A 14,690-nucleotide genomic window follows, 5' to 3' on the forward strand; every position below is an offset into this window, starting at 1 on the left:
CACGCAATAGGAGGCCAATGTGACATTCACGCGATACGCGATCTATTTTGCGCCACCCGCCACGGCGGAGTGGACGCAATTCGCAACCCGTTGGCTGGGCTGGGACATTGAGGCTGGCACCGAGGTCGCCCATCCTGGGTTGGATGGTGTGGATGTTGCTGCGGTTACGGGGGTACCGCGAAAATACGGGCTGCACGCGACCATGAAACCCCCGTTTTGCCTGCGCGAGGGGCAATCCGTCACAGCGTTGCAAGAGGCCTGCGCCACCCTTGCTGCCAGCCAATGCGCAATCATGATGGAGGGTCTTGAGATTGCCCGCCTTGGCCGGTTTCTGGCCCTGCGACCACTGGGCGACACAGCCGCGCTGAACGCGTTGGCCGCCGCCTGTGTTCAAGAGCTTGATATGTTCCGGTCCCCACCGTCGGCGGCTGAACTTGACCATCGCCGCGCCTCCAGACTGACGCCGGATCAGGACGCCAACCTGGTCAAATGGGGTTACCCCTATGTGCTGAACGCGTTTCGGTTTCACATCACCCTGAGCGGCAGGTTGGACAAGCCCGTGCTGGATTCGGTCCAGCGCACCCTGGAAAACCATCTGGGGCCGCTTTTGCCGAAGCCCTTTCGAATTGCGGATCTGGCCCTGATGGGCGAGGCCGAGGATGGACGGTTTCACCTGATCCATCGCTATGCGCTTTCCAACTGAAGGCGGGACAAAATTATGGCCACCGTATCCTGCAGAGCACGAGAATTGTCGACCTCGATCACCCGGACCAGCCCCTTAGGCAAAGGGGTCTTGGCCTGGCCCAACCGACGCGCCTGTTCGCTGTCACTTTCGCGCCCGCGCAATGACAAGCGTTGCTCCAGAACGCTCGCGTCTGCGGTCAACGAGATAACAATCAGATCGCCAAAGATCTCTTGCGCCTGCAACAACACAGCGCGCGACAGGTTGACCAGAACCGCATCTGCCACCTGACGTTGCTGCGCAATCTCTTTCGGCACCCCATAGAGCAACCCATGTGCATGCCAGCTGAGCGCGAATGCGCCCTCACCTTCCATCTGTCGAAACGCGTCATCTGTGACCCGTTTGAAATCTTCCCCCGCTTCGCCTTCGGGGCGGGTGACGACACGGCGCAGCCGCTGGATACCTTTTGCGCGGGCTTCCAACGCCTCAATCACACTGTCTTTGCCGACACCTGACGGACCGACAACCGCTATGACCGGGGCAAGCATCATGCCGCAATTCCCGGCGTGAATTGCGAAACGTTGATCTCGCGATCGCAAACCTGCTTCCGCCCGTCAACATCATGGAAGATGCCGACAATCGCCGCTCCGCGCTCTTTCGCCTCAAGGATCAGGGACAGGACGGTTTCGCGATTCTGCGCATCCAGACTGGCTGTGGGTTCATCCAGCAGCATGGCCGGGTATTCATGGGCAAAGCCGCGCGCGATGTTCACGCGCTGCTGTTCGCCGCCCGAAAAGGTCGTCGGACTAAGGGACCAGAGCCGTTCAGGAATATTCAGACGCTCGAGCAGACCCGCGGCCTTGTCCAGTGCCTTCTGTTTATCGCAACCAACGGCAAGAAGCGGCTCGGCCACGACCTCAAGCGTTGGCACTCTGGGCACAACACGCAGGAACTGGCTGACATAGCCCAGCGTTTCGCGCCGCAGGGTCAAGATCTCGCGCGGTTCAGCCTTGGCGACGTCTAAACCACCGACCAGAACCTGACCCGAGGCAGCCAGATAGTTGCCATAGATCACCCGCATCAAGGTGGATTTACCTGCCCCCGACGCGCCGGTCAGCGCCACACACTCACCCGGTTCAACCCTGAGCGTAGCGCCCTGCATGACCGGGATCACTGCGCTGCCCTGATTGTGCAGGGTAAAGCTTTTGCTGACATTGTTCAGTTCAATCATTGTCCCGGCCCTCATACCTGCAACACGCTGGACACCAGCAGTTGCGTATAGGCATGCTGCGGATCGTCCAGAACCTGATCAGTCAATCCGGCCTCGACCACATGACCGCTTTTCATCACCATCAGCCGATCCGCCAGCAGACGGACAACGGCAAGATCATGGGTGACAATGATGGCGCTCAGCCCCATTTCCCGAACCAACCCGCGCAACAGGTCCAACAGGCGAGCCTGTACCGAGACGTCCAGACCACCAGTCGGTTCATCCATGAAGACCAGCCTGGGGCCGGTCACCAGATTCCGCGCGATCTGCAGGCGCTGCTGCATGCCACCGGAAAACGCGGACGGACGATCATCAACCCGCTCCGCTTCGATCTCAACCCGACCCAGCCAGTCGATCGCCTTGTCGCGGATATCGCCATAGTGGCGGCCACCTACGGCCATCAGTCGTTCGCCGATATTTCCGCCCGCACTGACAGACATACGCAAGCCATCGCGCGCATGTTGGTGCACGAATGCCCAATCGGTGCGGCTCAGCATCCGGCGTTCAGGTTCCGACATGGTCACGGTATCCACCGGACCGTCTGCACGAGTGTCAAAGATCACCTGCCCCGCATCCGGCTCCAGATGACCCGCCAGACAGTTCAGCAGGGTTGACTTGCCCGAACCACTCTCACCTACGATCCCCATCACCTCGCCGGGATAGAGGTCAAAACTCACATCGGTACAGCCGATACGGACCCCGTAGGATTTTCTGATATCCTGTACACTCAGCAGCGGTGTCATTTCATTCACCTTGGGTCATATGAAAACTCGATCCGATTGCCGCCCGGCTCTCGGATCATGAAATGGAGTTTCGGACCTAAACCCGAGGGTTCAGGTGCAAACTCGACAGCGACGGCAGGCCAGTCTTTGACCGCATCGAAAACTGCAGTCAGCGCTTCTTCATCGGGAACTTTCAAGGCAACATGATACAACCCCACGTTCTTGTGCCGGTCAAACCCCTGTAGCCCCTTGCCTTTTTGCTGCCAAAGCGTCAGCTTCGCCGCGCCATTGGTTACATAAACCGCCGGATAATCCGGATTGCTGCCGAAGACCTCCCAACCCAACGCATCGACAAAGAACGTCCGCGTGGCGTCGAGGTCCGAAACCGTAAGGCCAAGGTGGTCAATTCCAAGCACATCTTCTCGTTTCATGCGGCATCCTCTCTGGCCAAACGGCCCACATGGCCCGCCTCGCGGCGCGACCGGCAATAATCAGTGTCCGAGCAAACAAACATGCGGGTACCTGCATCATCCATGATGACCTCATCCAGATAGCTGTCCTCGGCCCCGCACAGATCACAGGGATGGTCGGCCTTGGTGGCCTCGAACGGGTAATCCTGGAAATCGAGGCTGACGACCTTGGTATGCGGTGGCACCGCGTAGATGCGTTGCTCGCGGCCCGCGCCAAACAGCTGGATCGCGTCCATCTCAAGCTTTGGGTTGTCGAATTTCGGGATGGGGGACGGGTCCATCACATAACGGTCCGAGACCATCACAGGATAAGCATAAGCGGTTGAGATCGCACCATGCTGGCTGATGTCTTCGTACAGTTTCACGTGCATCAACCCGTATTCTTCGAGGCTGTGCATCTTGCGTGTCTCGGTCTCGCGCGGTTCCAGAAACCGCAGCGGTTCCGGGATCGGCACTTGATAGACAAGAATCTGATCCGCGCGCAGCTTCGCCTCGGGGATGCGGTGGCGGGTCTGGATGACCGTCGCCTTCTCTGTTTCCTCGGTGGTGGCGACGCCCGCCGTATTCTCGAAAAACTTACGGATAGACACAGCATTAGTCGTATCATCCGCACCCTGATCAATCACCTTGAACGTATCGTCCGGGGTCAAAGTTGCGGCAGATACCTGCACGCCCCCGGTACCCCAGCCATAAGGCATCGGCATCTCTCGGCTGGCAAATGGCACCTGATATCCGGGAATAGCCAACCCCTTGAGGATCGCCCGACGGATCATCCGCTTGGTTTGTTCGTCCAGATATGCGAAGTTATATTCAGTCATTTGATGTAACTATTTTGTTTCTGGTGTTTTTATGAACGTATTTGGTATTTGTTCGCTCTTTTTGGCGATTATGCTCTATTTTATCTGGCGCAATTTTCGCGCAAAGTGGCGCCTCGGGGCTATGGCCCGCGACCTTTCGTGCGAATGGGAATCGCTTGAAATCGTGAATTCGCGCGAAGCATTCGGCAGGAAATCGCCCAATCAGGGCAGCGACTGGGTTTTGAACCGTAGGACGAGCCTGTAGGGCAAAGCGTACAGAGCTCATTCCGCAGCTTCCCTCGATGCAATCCGTTCCTCGGCCTCGCGGCGCAGCTTGCGCACCAATTCCAGTTCGGACTGAAAATCCACATAATGCGGCAGCTTGATATGTTCGAGGAAACCCGTTGCCTGAATATTGTCTGAGTGGCTCAGGACAAATTCCTCGTCCTGTGCAGGTGCGCCCAGATTGTCCTCGCCCAGCTCCTCCCACCGCAGCGCCCGGTCGACCAGAGCCATGGCGATGGATTTGCGTTCAGACTGGCCAAAGACGAGCCCATAGCCGCGTGTAAACTGTGGCGGCTCAGTCTTTGAGCCTTGGAACTGGTTCACCGTCTCACATTCGGTCAACTCGACTTCGCCGATCTCGATGGCAAAGCCCAGTTCGGGAATGTCCATTTCGACCGCGACCTTGCCGATCCGCAGCTCGCCAACAAAGGCGTGGTTGCGGGCATAGCCGCGCTGAGTCGAATAGGCCATGCACAGCACAAACCCCTCATCCCCGCGCGCCAGCGATTGCAACCGCAGCGGACGGTCCGCCGGAAACTCCAGCGGTTCGCGGGTCAGGTCGCCAGGCGTAGCATCGCTGACCGGCTCGTCCTGAATAATATCCTCACCCTTGAGGAATTCAGTGATATGCGGGGTCGGCTCGTGTCGCGCCGTACCTTCGGGCGCGGGTAGAGTTTCGCCATCCGCAGCCAGTTTGAAATCTAGCAGGCGGTGGGTGTAGTCGAATGTCGGGCCCAGCACCTGCCCGCCCGGCGCATCCTTGAACGTCGCCGATATCCGACGGTCACAGGCCATATTGCCAGTTTCAACCGGTTCGGAATAACCAAAACGCGGCAATGTCGTGCGATAGGCGCGGATCAGAAAGATCGCTTCGATCAGATCGCCACGCGCCTGTTTGATCGCCAGTGCGGCAAGGTCCGGATCATACAGCGATCCTTCTGCCATCACCCGGTTCACCGCCAGGCTCAGCTGCTCCCGGACCTGGACCAGGCTAAGCTCGGCCACATCCGGGGCGCCTCGGCGCTCTTCGGCCAACCAGGCATGGGCATTCTCAATCGCCTTTTCGCCTCCTTTGACGGCAACGTACATCGCTTAACCCTCCGCGCTGATCTGGGTACTGCGCGGCAGGGCCGCGACCTTGTCACCGCAGGTAAAGAAGAAGTCACATCCCAAAGGGAAAAGAGCCGCATTACGTTGCAACGCAGGGATATCGGGTAGGTTCAAGCCTGCGCTCTGCTTGATACCGGGACCGTGCAAAATGGCACCGGACTGATCCAGGCTGTCACGCTCAACAATCAGAGTGGTTGACCGATCCGGATACTCGGCAGTTCCGATGCGATAGCGATCCAGCCCACCAAGTTCGCCCCAAGTGCCGACGGCGAAATCCGCCTCGACAGCAGGAACCAGCGGCGCGCCGGTGTGGAAGGTCAGCCATTCGCGCAGAGCGTCGGTGTCGAGCTCACCCGCCAGATGTACCTTGGTTTCCGGGTCGCATAATGTCAGCAACAAGGTGCCCGCTGCTACCGACAAAGGCGCTGGGGGCACGGCCCCTAACAGGCTGCGGATTTCGCCAGGGCGTGCCATCACCGTCATCGCCGCGCGAAAAGCATGCGCGGAATCAACCGGTATGTTCTGGAACCCGCCCGAGAATTGAGTTTGCGCAGTCATCAATCTTCTCCCCGAACCAGCGTGAAGAATTCTACTTTGGTTGCCGCCGCCTTTGCCGCCCGCGCGATTTTGACCTCCTGCATTTTCTGTTCCAGCGGACCGAGCAGGTTTTCCCGCACATGGTCTGCTGCCGCAGTCTGCATCATCGCATCAATCACAGCTGCAGCTTCGGCCTTGGGCTTTGACCGGCCCTGAACATAGCCATGTCCGACCGTGCCATCCTGCAAGACCACCGAGCAGCGCGTGACCGTCATTTCACCCAGGTTGAAGGGCGCCCCGGTGGCGCCGGTACGTCCGCGCACCATCACGCCGCCCACTTCGGGGCTGCGCAGCCATTCAAAGCCGGGACGGTCCGTGAGGCCCTCCCACAGCGCCAACGTGGCGTCATCTGGCGCGCGGGCCAGCAGGCCCATCCAGGTCTTACGCGCCTCGGTCGCGGAATCTGTCTGTTGTGTCATCAAAGCCTCTTGGCGGGGTTGTCTACTTATCCTATACAACTATACAAATCATAGACCGCCGCCCGGCGACTCGCAATCGCAACTGTGTGAATTTTTGGTGACATGAACAAAACGCCGATCTGGAAAAGCATCGCCCTAAGCCTGACGTCGGACATTGCCGAAGGGCGGTATCAAACCGGTGACCGGCTGCCGACCGAAGCGCAACTGGCCGCAACGCATGGCGTTAACCGCCACACGGTTCGTCGGGCGCTGTCAGATATGGCCGACCAGGGGCTGGTCCATTCTAGGCGCGGGGCCGGTGTATTCGTCGCCACCCGACCAACCGAGTATCCGATTGGTAAGCGGGTGCGATACCACAAGAGCATCTCGGCCAGCGGCAAGATGCCCGGCAAGAAGATCCTCGCCCTGACCACACGGGCTGCGGATGAAGCCGAAGCCGATGCATTGGGGCTTGAAACCGGCGACACGGTGCATGTCTATGACGGTCTGTCTCTGGCCGACGGGCAACCCATCGGCCTGTTTCAAAGCGTTTTTCCGGCCAAGCGATTTCCTGACATTCTGCAGGTCCTGACAGAAACCCAATCTGTCACCAAGGCCCTGCAAAGATGCGATGTGCCGGATTACACACGCATCTCAACCCGCCTGACCGCGCGCGCGGCCACGGCAACTCAAGCTCTGCACCTGCACCTGCCCGAGGGCGCACCAGTCTTGTTTTCGATCGGCATCAATGCAGACCCCGATGGCAATCCTGTCGAGTACGGAAGAACAACCTTTGCCGGAGAGCGAGTCACGCTGACCCTGAACGAGGATTGATCCCGTAGGTCTCCCGCCCGTCTTCAACCTCCTATCGGAGGTCTCATCCCGTTGGTCGTAGCGCCGCGCAAAGCGCGGCGCCCGGCCCAAGGCCGCAAAGGGGGATCGGCGAAACCGATGCTTCTGCGGGCGCGGAGCACCCAGGGTCACAGGGCCAGCTATTCGTATTTCTCCAAAAACGCCTCAGCCTCTAGTTTGCGAAAATCCGGCAATGCGTCACGCAAGCGGCTGTTGTCCCAGTCCCACCAGGCCAACTGCTCTATCCGATCCGCAACCGCTTGTGGGAACCTGGGGCGGAGTGGTTGGGCCGCCACCCCAGCAACGATCATGTAGGGCGGTACGTCTTTGGTCACCAGCGCCCCGGATGCGATGACCGCACCATTACCGATTGTCACCTCGGGCTTGATGATCGCTCCGTGACCGATCCATGTGTCATGCCCGATATATGCGATCCGGCTTGCGCGATGGGCAAACCACTCCGCATCATCCACGGCATCGTCCCAATAGTCAGCCGACCGATAGCTAAAATGATGCAGCGAGGCCTTTTGCAACGGGTGATCCGTGGCGCCGATCCGGGTAAAGCTGGCAATGTTCGAAAACTTGCCGATCTGGGCGTTGGCGATGTCGCAGGTCCGGTCGCAATAGGAATAGTCGCCCCAGACCGCGTTGGCGATCCGACTGCCGGTGCCAATCTCGACAAATGCACCAAAGCTGCTGTTGGTAATCTGGCAATCGGGATGGATGAACGGTTCATCCGTGCGCAATCGTGCCATAGTCCTGACCTTTCAAGCTGCGCTCACGGCAGAATAAAATCTTTGGTTTTCGCGTTGCTCGGCTTGCTCTTCTTGCCGCTGTCGCCCTGGATCAGACGACGCCGTAACCAGCCCGAGAACCAATCCATCAACATCACCATGAGAATGATCAGAACGATGTAATAGGCGACCTCTTCCCAATCTTTCTGAGTGATGATCGCCTGCGTCAGCAACAGACCAATGCCGCCGCCAGTAATCGCTCCAATTATGGTCGCGCTGCGGGTGTTGGATTCGAGAAAGTACAAAAGCTGGCTCAACAGCACGGGAGTGATCTGTGGGATCACGCCAAAGCGATAGCGCTGCGGCGCATTCGCACCGGTCGACTGCACGCCCTCGATCTGCTTCTCATCCACATTCTCCAGCGCTTCTGAGAAGATCTTTCCGAATGTCCCGGTATCGGTCACCAGAATTGCCAGTGCTCCTGTCAGCGGCCCCGGTCCGAAGGCCCGTGCCAGAACAACGGTCCAGATCAAGGCGTCAACACCGCGTACAAAGTCGAACACCCGCCGTGTGGCAAAGCGCACCGACCGCAAGGGGTTAAAGTTCCGCGTCGCCAGGAACGCCAGTGGCAAGGCGATAATCCCTGCCCCCATTGTGCCCAGAAACGCCATCAGGATCGTCTCAAAGATGGCCCAGGCCACATCCTGATGCCGCCAGATCTTGTTGGTCCAGAAATCGTTGAAAATGGCACCGGCCTCACCGGCGGTGGCGCGGCTGACCAACTCGGGGAAGGATTTGCCATAATACGGGCTGTCGAGGGTGAACCAAAACAGCTCCCACCCTGGGAAATAGCGAAACACTTCGGACCGGTTGCGGGTCACGGTCAGACGCCCGGCATCGGTGGTGATCGCCAGCCGATTTTTCGAGACATTGATCCAGTCTGGAACATCGCCCGCCGGTAACTCTGCTTGCACACCAGAGGCCCGGCTGGGCGAAGCGCGCACGACGCCATAGCCAGGGATATCGTATTCGATTGTCTCGGGGCCGAAACGCACCACGTGACCATCTTCCAGGTCAATGATCGTGGTTTCGCCCAACGCCACCCAGTCGGGTGCGGTCCCGTCAGGATAGGTGCCTTTGCGGTCCCCTTCGACCGCAACGGACACATCACCATTGCGGTTATCCCGCGTGACATGGGTTTTGTAGCTGTAGCTGTCGGCAACAAGCGTCTTGCCGTTTTCCCAATTTGCACGCCCGGCAATACCGGGCACGTCAAAGGCAAAGAACACATAGATCAGGTAAACAACGACAAGGCCGGGCAACCCGAAATTCACGATCCGTTTGCGGTTGAACAAACGACCGGCCTCGGCCTTGAGGTCATCTGTCGACAGATCAGTGGCAAAGGTCGTCATGCCGAAGCTCCTTTTTCCGACCCGTGGGTCAGGCGATCCCGCAGATAGCCGGACAGCTGATCCACGACCATGATTGTGACAAAAAGCAGAAGGAAGATGGCCGCGGCCTCGTCGTAGCGCCCCTGCCCCCATGACATCGCGTTGCGCAGCTCATATCCCAGACCGCCAGCACCGACGAAACCGAGGATGGCCGAGGCACGGATGTTGATCTCGAACCGCAGCAAGGCATAGCTGACATAGTTCGGTCCGACCTGTGGGATCACGCCCAAATACATCCGTTGCGACCAGTTCGCGCCCACCGAATGCAGCCCCTCAATCGGCTTCAGCGAAGCGTTCTCGTTCACTTCCGAGAACAGCTTGCCCAATGCACCGGCGGTATGGATGGCAATCGCAATCATTGCCGGAACCGGACCGCCGCCGAGAATAAAGATCAAAACCAGCGCGATAACGATTTCAGGGATGGCCCTGCAGATATCGGAAATCCGACGAAACAATGGGATCAGAGATGGCCACTGCGCCATGCCCCGTGTCGACATCAGGGCAAGAAATGTCCCCACAATTGTACCGATCAGGGTTGATGCTGCCGCGATATTGATCGTCTCGATCAAGGCCGGAAAGAACCGGATCAGATTCTCCGGCATCGCGCCGATCTTTTCCCACGCTTCCGAGAGAACCTCGGCCGGATAGTCGAAAACCCTGCGCCAACCGTCAACGAAACTGCCTGCGTTTCGATCATCCGCAGTGCGGAACCCTGCAGCCATCAAAGCCACAAACAGGATCAGGAGAATGCCACCATAAGCCCGTTTTCGCCGGGTCATTTCTGAGTATTCGTCGCGGATCTGATCGACACTGTGGGACCCTGCGGTCAGGTCTGTCATAGAATGCTCCTGAGAAAACGGGGTCCGGTATAACACCGGACCCCGATCATGTGAGTTGCAGGCTTAGTTGGACTTCAGCTTGCGGGCTTCAATGATGACCTCGTAGGCCTCATGCGTGATGGGATCAAAGCTCTTGGCTTCGCCTGCTGCCACGCCGTAGAAACATTCGCGGTCTTTTTCGTCCAGCGTGTTCCACAGCTCAGTGACCTGAACTTTGACATCTTCGGGCAAGGCCTTGCGCAGAACGACCGGGCCTTCCGGGATCGGCGCCGATTTCCAGATCTCGACCAGATCGTTCATGTCGACCAGACCGGCATCAACAGCGCGGCGCAGCGCGCCCGACTGATAGCCATCTTCCCAATCACCCAGGCCGTCGGCCCAGGTCACGCCGCCGTCAACGTCACCGTTGTTTACAGCAACGATAGTCTGTTCGTGACCGCCGGTGAACTTGACCTCACCGAAGTAATCGCCCGAGTCCATGGTGGCACCGGTGGCCTGTGGAATTTCGATCGAAGGGATCAGGTAGCCTGAGGTCGAGTTCGGATCACCAAAACCAAAGGCCTTACCCTTCATGTCGTCCAGCGAGGCGATGCCGCTGTCTTTGCGCGCAAAGCCTACCGAGTAGTAGCCATAGCCGCCATCACTGTTGACCTTGACCAGAACCGGCTCAACCGCTTCGGGATCGCTCAGATAGGTTTTGGCATAGCCCGACGCGCCCAGCCAGGCGACGTCAATCGTGCCGCCCAGCAGGCCCTGGATCACACCGTTATAGTCGGCGGGTGCAAACAGCTTGGTCGGAACGCCCAGCAGCTCTTCGGTGTATTCGCGCAGGCATTCGTTTTTGCTCATCCGGTCTTGGGCGTTTTCGCCGCCCAGAATACCAATGCGGAATTCGCTGATTTCCTGCGCCATAGCGGGCGCGGCCATGGCAGTGGTCGCAACAAGGGCAGCAATTAGGTTTTTCATCTGTCTCTCTCCAGGTTGATGTCCCCGACCTCTCATCGGGTCGGGCGATGAAAGGTGGTTGGGGTGGCTCAGATGGTGGCTTCGGCTTCCATTAGGGCCTTCTGGGTGGCGTCGAGCGTTTCGATCTCGGTCGAGGTCGCCTCTTCCGAGAAACTCGCATCGGCCCCATAGATCTCGCGAGCGACGCCGGTGGTCAGTTGTTCGGGCAACCCGTCAAAGACGATGCGGCCGTCGCGCATGCCGACAACGCGGTCGCAATAGCGGCGCGCGGTGTCCAGCGTGTGCAGGTTGGCGATGACCGTGCGGCCGTCCTCTTCGTGGATACGGCGCAGGGCCTGCATCACCACCTGGGCATTCATCGGGTCCAGCGAGGCAATCGGTTCGTCCGCCAGAATGATCTTGGGGTCCTGCATCAGCGCCCGCGCAATGGCGACACGCTGTTGTTGTCCGCCCGACAGGGCCTCGGCGCGTTTCGGCGCATGTTCCGCGATGCCCAGACGATCCAGAATGTCGATCGCGCGGTGGATGTCCTCCATCGGGAACAGGTTGAACATGGTGGCCAGCGTTGATTGGCGGTTCAGCGTGCCATGCAGCACGTTCGACACCACATCCATGCGCGGCACCAGATTGAACTGCTGAAAGATCATGGCGCATTCGGCCTGCCATGCCCGCTTGTCTCGCCCCTTCAACTGGGTGACATCGCGGCCTTCGAACAGGATCTTGCCTTCGCTGGAATCGGTCAGGCGATTGACCATCCGCAAAAGGGTGGATTTCCCGGCGCCGGATCGCCCGATGATGCCGATCATGCACGGCTTGTCTACATCCAAAGTCGCCGCATCCACGGCTATGTTTTCGCCGAAGCGTTTGGTCAGTTTGTCGATACGCAGCACAGGCCACCCCCAATTCGTCTTGGCGGTGAGCTACAGGCACTGTTCAACGGCTGTGTGTCAGTAAGGTGAAAGTTTTGTTACGGCGCGATTGTCGCGGGGGCTATCCATCAACTGACCTCAACGCTATACGCATCCTCAACTGTTCAGATGACACGAGGCAACCATGAGCTTTGACCGCAGCATCAAGATCGCCCCGTCGATCCTGTCCGCCGATTTTGCCAATTTCGGCGCCGAGATTCAGGCCGTTGAGGCTCAGGGCGCCGACTGGGTGCATATTGACGTGATGGATGGCCATTTTGTCCCCAACCTGACCTTTGGTCCACCCGCCGTCAAAGCCTTTCGTCCGCATGTCAAAACGGTGATGGACGTGCATCTGATGATCACCCCAGTCGATCCCTACATTCAGGCCTATGCGGATGCTGGGGCCGATGTCCTGACCGCCCATATCGAGGCAGGGCCGCATTCGCACCGCACCTTGCAGGCCATCCGCGCTGCAGGAATGAAGGCCGGTATCGCGCTGAACCCGGGCACTCCGGCCGAAGCGGTGGAGCACCTGTTGGATCTGACCGATCTCATCTGCGTTATGACCGTAAACCCCGGCTTTGGCGGCCAGAAGTTCATCGACATGACCAGCAAAATCCGCCGCCTGCGCCAGATGATTGGCGACCGTCCCGTCCATATTGAGATTGATGGCGGCGTTGATCCAAACACCGCCCCGCTGGTCGCGGCCGCAGGCGCCGACGTTCTGGTTGCCGGCTCAGCTGTGTTCAAAGGTGGATCGGTAGATCAGCCCGGGGTCTATGGCGACAACATCCGCGCCGTGCGGGCCGCTGCGAATTCCGCGCTGTAACTCATTATTCCTGGCGCATGCCCGAAATCACCCTGTGCATGAGGTCCAGAAACTGACGTTGTTCCTCGGCGCTCAGCCCCGCAAGCGCCTGCGCGTTTACGGTCTGGGCGGCCTCATATGCCTCCGCGCGTATCCCTGACGCCTTTTCGGTCAACCAGATCAGCTGAGCTCTGGCATCGGTTGGGTTTTTGGTTCTCTTGACCAAACTGTCCCGCTCCATCCGGTTGAGCGTGTTGGCCAACGTCGCCTGCTCGACGTCGATTTTGCCAAGCAGCTCTTTTTGCGACACGCCGTCCTTTTGCCAAAGCTCCAGCAAAATGGGGAATTGCCCAACGACGATCCCCAAAGGAGAGATACGCTGCTGCAGGTCCCGGGCAAACAAGCGCGCCATGTGATTGACCAGATATCCGGCAGAGTCTTCTTTCGTGAAATCCATGTCGGATAAATACACTTGCATAGCATGCTATGCAATATTATATAGCTTGCTATGTTATTTTCTGAAAGAGGATCAAAGAATGGCACGCATCGTAGAACTGGACGAAATCGCAACCCTGGCTGACCAGATGGAAACCGAGGAAGGCCCCGTCGTTCTGATCAACCTGTTCACGGTTGACGCCAAGGACGAAGACGCCCTGCTGACCGCCTGGTCCCACGACGCGGATTTCATGAAATCGCAACCGGGATACATCTCGACGCAACTGCACAAAGGCATCGCCAACAGCGCGACCTTCGTGAACTATGCTGTCTGGCAAGATGTGAAGAGTTTCCGTCAGGCCTTTACCAATCCTGAATTCCAAAGCCGTATCGCCGACTACCCGGACAGCGCAGTGACGCGACCACATCTTCTGCGCAAGCTGACGGTCGACAACCACTGTGTTGCCTAAGGCAAAAAGTGGAGGCGACCCATGATCAGAACAATCCACCCCATCGCTGGAGTTATCGGATTTCTAACAATCCTGACATTCTGGACATCTACTTTGTACAGCGAGATCTTCGCTTCCCACGCGACCGTGGCATCAGTAAAAACCATGATCGTCTATGGCCTGTTCTTGCTGGTCCCGGCCATGGTAATTGTCGGCGCCACAGGAATGTCGATGGGAAGCCGGCGCAAAGATGCTTCGGCATTGGCCAAAAAGAAAAGAATGCCGATCATCGCAGCCAACGGCCTGCTTATTCTGGTACCCGCAGCACTCTACCTGAAAGCAAAGGCCGGAGCCGGGGCCTTCGACACCAGCTTCTACCTTGTTCAGGTCATCGAATTGGTCGCTGGTGCCACCAATCTGACATTGATGGGTATGAGTATCCGTGACGGCCGGGCAATGACCGCGCGCAGGCGCAGTCAGTCCCAGAAATAAAGATGCATTCCAAACAGAAAAAGCCCGCCCCCGTTTGGGGCGGGCTTTTTTTGTTTCGACGGTTAGGTCTGAGACTATTCGACGAACGATCTCATCACCGCCTCCGATCACTCAACACTCTTTGGTGTACGACATGGGTGCGTCGCGGGCTTGTCGAGATCAAACGAGAAAGGGCGCCGGATGGGCGCCCTTTCCATTTGATCATTCGCTTGCGCGAATTACTCGACGATCTTCGACACAACGCCGGCGCCGACGGTGCGGCCACCTTCGCGGATGGCGAAACGCAGGCCGTTTTCCATCGCGATCGGTGCGATCAGCTCAACCTCGAACGACACGTTGTCGCCTGGCATAACCATCTCGGTGCCAGCTGCCAGGGTCACGGTGCCGGTCACGTCAGTTGTACGGAAGTAGAACTGCGGACG

20 protein-coding genes are annotated in these 14,690 nt (G+C 58.5%); 5 read left to right on the plus strand and 15 right to left on the minus strand.

All coding sequences use genetic code 11. The features are described 5' to 3' along the window. Nucleotides 1–19: 19 nt before the first annotated feature. Complete coding sequence (locus AC2FJW_RS18610; RefSeq protein WP_496751017.1) at nt 20–703, plus strand: DUF1045 domain-containing protein; 684 nt, start codon at nt 20–22, stop codon at nt 701–703. Here AC2FJW_RS18610 and AC2FJW_RS18615 read toward each other — a convergent pair. From AC2FJW_RS18615 to phnG, 8 genes are all read right to left on the minus strand, one after another. Then, a complete protein-coding gene (locus tag AC2FJW_RS18615; RefSeq protein ID WP_496751018.1) occupies nt 685–1,233 on the minus strand; it encodes a ribose 1,5-bisphosphate phosphokinase PhnN in 549 nt (182 codons plus the stop codon). The genes AC2FJW_RS18610 and AC2FJW_RS18615 overlap by 19 nt on opposite strands. Continuing rightward, entirely contained in the window at nt 1,230–1,913 is a 684-nt protein-coding gene (gene phnL / locus AC2FJW_RS18620) for a phosphonate C-P lyase system protein PhnL (RefSeq protein ID WP_282022252.1), read from the minus strand. Before phnL ends, AC2FJW_RS18615 begins: the two co-directional genes overlap by 4 nt. A gap of 11 nt (nt 1,914–1,924) precedes the next feature. Beyond that, entirely contained in the window at nt 1,925–2,695 is a 771-nt protein-coding gene (phnK, locus tag AC2FJW_RS18625) for a phosphonate C-P lyase system protein PhnK (protein ID WP_496751019.1), read from the minus strand. A gap of 5 nt (nt 2,696–2,700) precedes the next feature. Then, nucleotides 2,701–3,105, minus strand: coding sequence for a VOC family protein (locus AC2FJW_RS18630; RefSeq protein ID WP_496751021.1), 405 nt, complete (start codon nt 3,103–3,105; stop codon nt 2,701–2,703). Further along, nucleotides 3,102–3,962 (minus strand): alpha-D-ribose 1-methylphosphonate 5-phosphate C-P-lyase PhnJ, encoded by an 861-nt coding sequence (locus AC2FJW_RS18635; RefSeq protein ID WP_142639343.1) that lies wholly within the window; start codon nt 3,960–3,962, stop codon nt 3,102–3,104. Before AC2FJW_RS18635 ends, AC2FJW_RS18630 begins: the two co-directional genes overlap by 4 nt. A gap of 261 nt (nt 3,963–4,223) precedes the next feature. Further along, the gene (locus tag AC2FJW_RS18640) at nt 4,224–5,315 is read right to left on the minus strand and encodes a carbon-phosphorus lyase complex subunit (RefSeq protein ID WP_496751023.1); all 1,092 of its coding nucleotides are present in this window, start codon (nt 5,313–5,315) and stop codon (nt 4,224–4,226) included. A 3-nt stretch (nt 5,316–5,318) separates the two neighbouring features. Further along, complete coding sequence (phnH, locus tag AC2FJW_RS18645) at nt 5,319–5,894, minus strand: phosphonate C-P lyase system protein PhnH (RefSeq protein WP_496751025.1); 576 nt, start codon at nt 5,892–5,894, stop codon at nt 5,319–5,321. After that, the gene (gene phnG, locus AC2FJW_RS18650; protein ID WP_496751026.1) at nt 5,894–6,352 is read right to left on the minus strand and encodes a phosphonate C-P lyase system protein PhnG; all 459 of its coding nucleotides are present in this window, start codon (nt 6,350–6,352) and stop codon (nt 5,894–5,896) included. The genes phnH and phnG overlap by 1 nt, the downstream gene beginning before the upstream one ends. 102 nt (nt 6,353–6,454) lie before the next feature. Between phnG and phnF the strand changes: the two genes are divergently transcribed. Beyond that, nucleotides 6,455–7,165, plus strand: a complete 711-nt coding sequence (phnF, locus tag AC2FJW_RS18655; protein WP_496698854.1) for a phosphonate metabolism transcriptional regulator PhnF — start codon at nt 6,455–6,457, stop codon at nt 7,163–7,165. 158 nt (nt 7,166–7,323) lie between these two features. Here the strand turns inward: phnF and AC2FJW_RS18660 are convergent, their stop codons facing one another. From AC2FJW_RS18660 to phnC, 5 genes are all read right to left on the minus strand, one after another. Beyond that, nucleotides 7,324–7,938 carry an LbetaH domain-containing protein gene (locus AC2FJW_RS18660; RefSeq protein ID WP_496698856.1) on the minus strand — a complete coding sequence of 205 codons (615 nt, stop codon included), beginning with the start codon at nt 7,936–7,938 and terminating at the stop codon, nt 7,324–7,326. Nucleotides 7,939–7,961: 23 nt separating this feature from the next. Next, nucleotides 7,962–9,329, minus strand: coding sequence for a phosphonate ABC transporter, permease protein PhnE (phnE, locus tag AC2FJW_RS18665; protein ID WP_496698858.1), 1,368 nt, complete (start codon nt 9,327–9,329; stop codon nt 7,962–7,964). Beyond that, on the minus strand, nt 9,326–10,207 hold the full coding sequence (phnE, locus tag AC2FJW_RS18670) for a phosphonate ABC transporter, permease protein PhnE (RefSeq protein WP_496698859.1): 882 nt from the start codon (nt 10,205–10,207) through the stop codon (nt 9,326–9,328). Before phnE (AC2FJW_RS18670) ends, phnE (AC2FJW_RS18665) begins: the two co-directional genes overlap by 4 nt. 63 nt (nt 10,208–10,270) lie before the next feature. Next, on the minus strand, nt 10,271–11,173 hold the full coding sequence (gene phnD / locus AC2FJW_RS18675) for a phosphonate ABC transporter substrate-binding protein (protein ID WP_496692907.1): 903 nt from the start codon (nt 11,171–11,173) through the stop codon (nt 10,271–10,273). A gap of 68 nt (nt 11,174–11,241) precedes the next feature. Next, nucleotides 11,242–12,063 (minus strand): phosphonate ABC transporter ATP-binding protein, encoded by an 822-nt coding sequence (gene phnC / locus AC2FJW_RS18680; protein ID WP_496751028.1) that lies wholly within the window; start codon nt 12,061–12,063, stop codon nt 11,242–11,244. A 163-nt stretch (nt 12,064–12,226) separates the two neighbouring features. Here phnC and rpe point away from each other — a divergent pair, with 163 nt between their 5' ends. Further along, nucleotides 12,227–12,913 carry a ribulose-phosphate 3-epimerase gene (gene rpe, locus AC2FJW_RS18685; protein ID WP_496751029.1) on the plus strand — a complete coding sequence of 229 codons (687 nt, stop codon included), beginning with the start codon at nt 12,227–12,229 and terminating at the stop codon, nt 12,911–12,913. A gap of 4 nt (nt 12,914–12,917) precedes the next feature. On the opposite strand, the gene AC2FJW_RS18690 is transcribed toward rpe, so the two are convergent. Continuing rightward, complete coding sequence (locus AC2FJW_RS18690) at nt 12,918–13,349, minus strand: MarR family winged helix-turn-helix transcriptional regulator (protein WP_142639321.1); 432 nt, start codon at nt 13,347–13,349, stop codon at nt 12,918–12,920. Between the two features lie 79 nt (nt 13,350–13,428). Here AC2FJW_RS18690 and AC2FJW_RS18695 point away from each other — a divergent pair, with 79 nt between their 5' ends. Further along, nucleotides 13,429–13,797, plus strand: coding sequence for an antibiotic biosynthesis monooxygenase family protein (locus tag AC2FJW_RS18695; RefSeq protein WP_142639319.1), 369 nt, complete (start codon nt 13,429–13,431; stop codon nt 13,795–13,797). Nucleotides 13,798–13,818: 21 nt separating this feature from the next. Next, nucleotides 13,819–14,268 (plus strand): hypothetical protein, encoded by a 450-nt coding sequence (locus AC2FJW_RS18700; protein WP_142639317.1) that lies wholly within the window; start codon nt 13,819–13,821, stop codon nt 14,266–14,268. A 218-nt stretch (nt 14,269–14,486) separates the two neighbouring features. Here the strand turns inward: AC2FJW_RS18700 and AC2FJW_RS18705 are convergent. Further along, nucleotides 14,487–14,690, minus strand: a 204-nt coding sequence (locus AC2FJW_RS18705) for an EF-Tu C-terminal domain-related protein (RefSeq protein ID WP_496751030.1), incomplete at its 5' end; no start/stop codon positions are given.

It is taken from the genome of Ruegeria sp. CDSA020 (assembly GCF_059612345.1).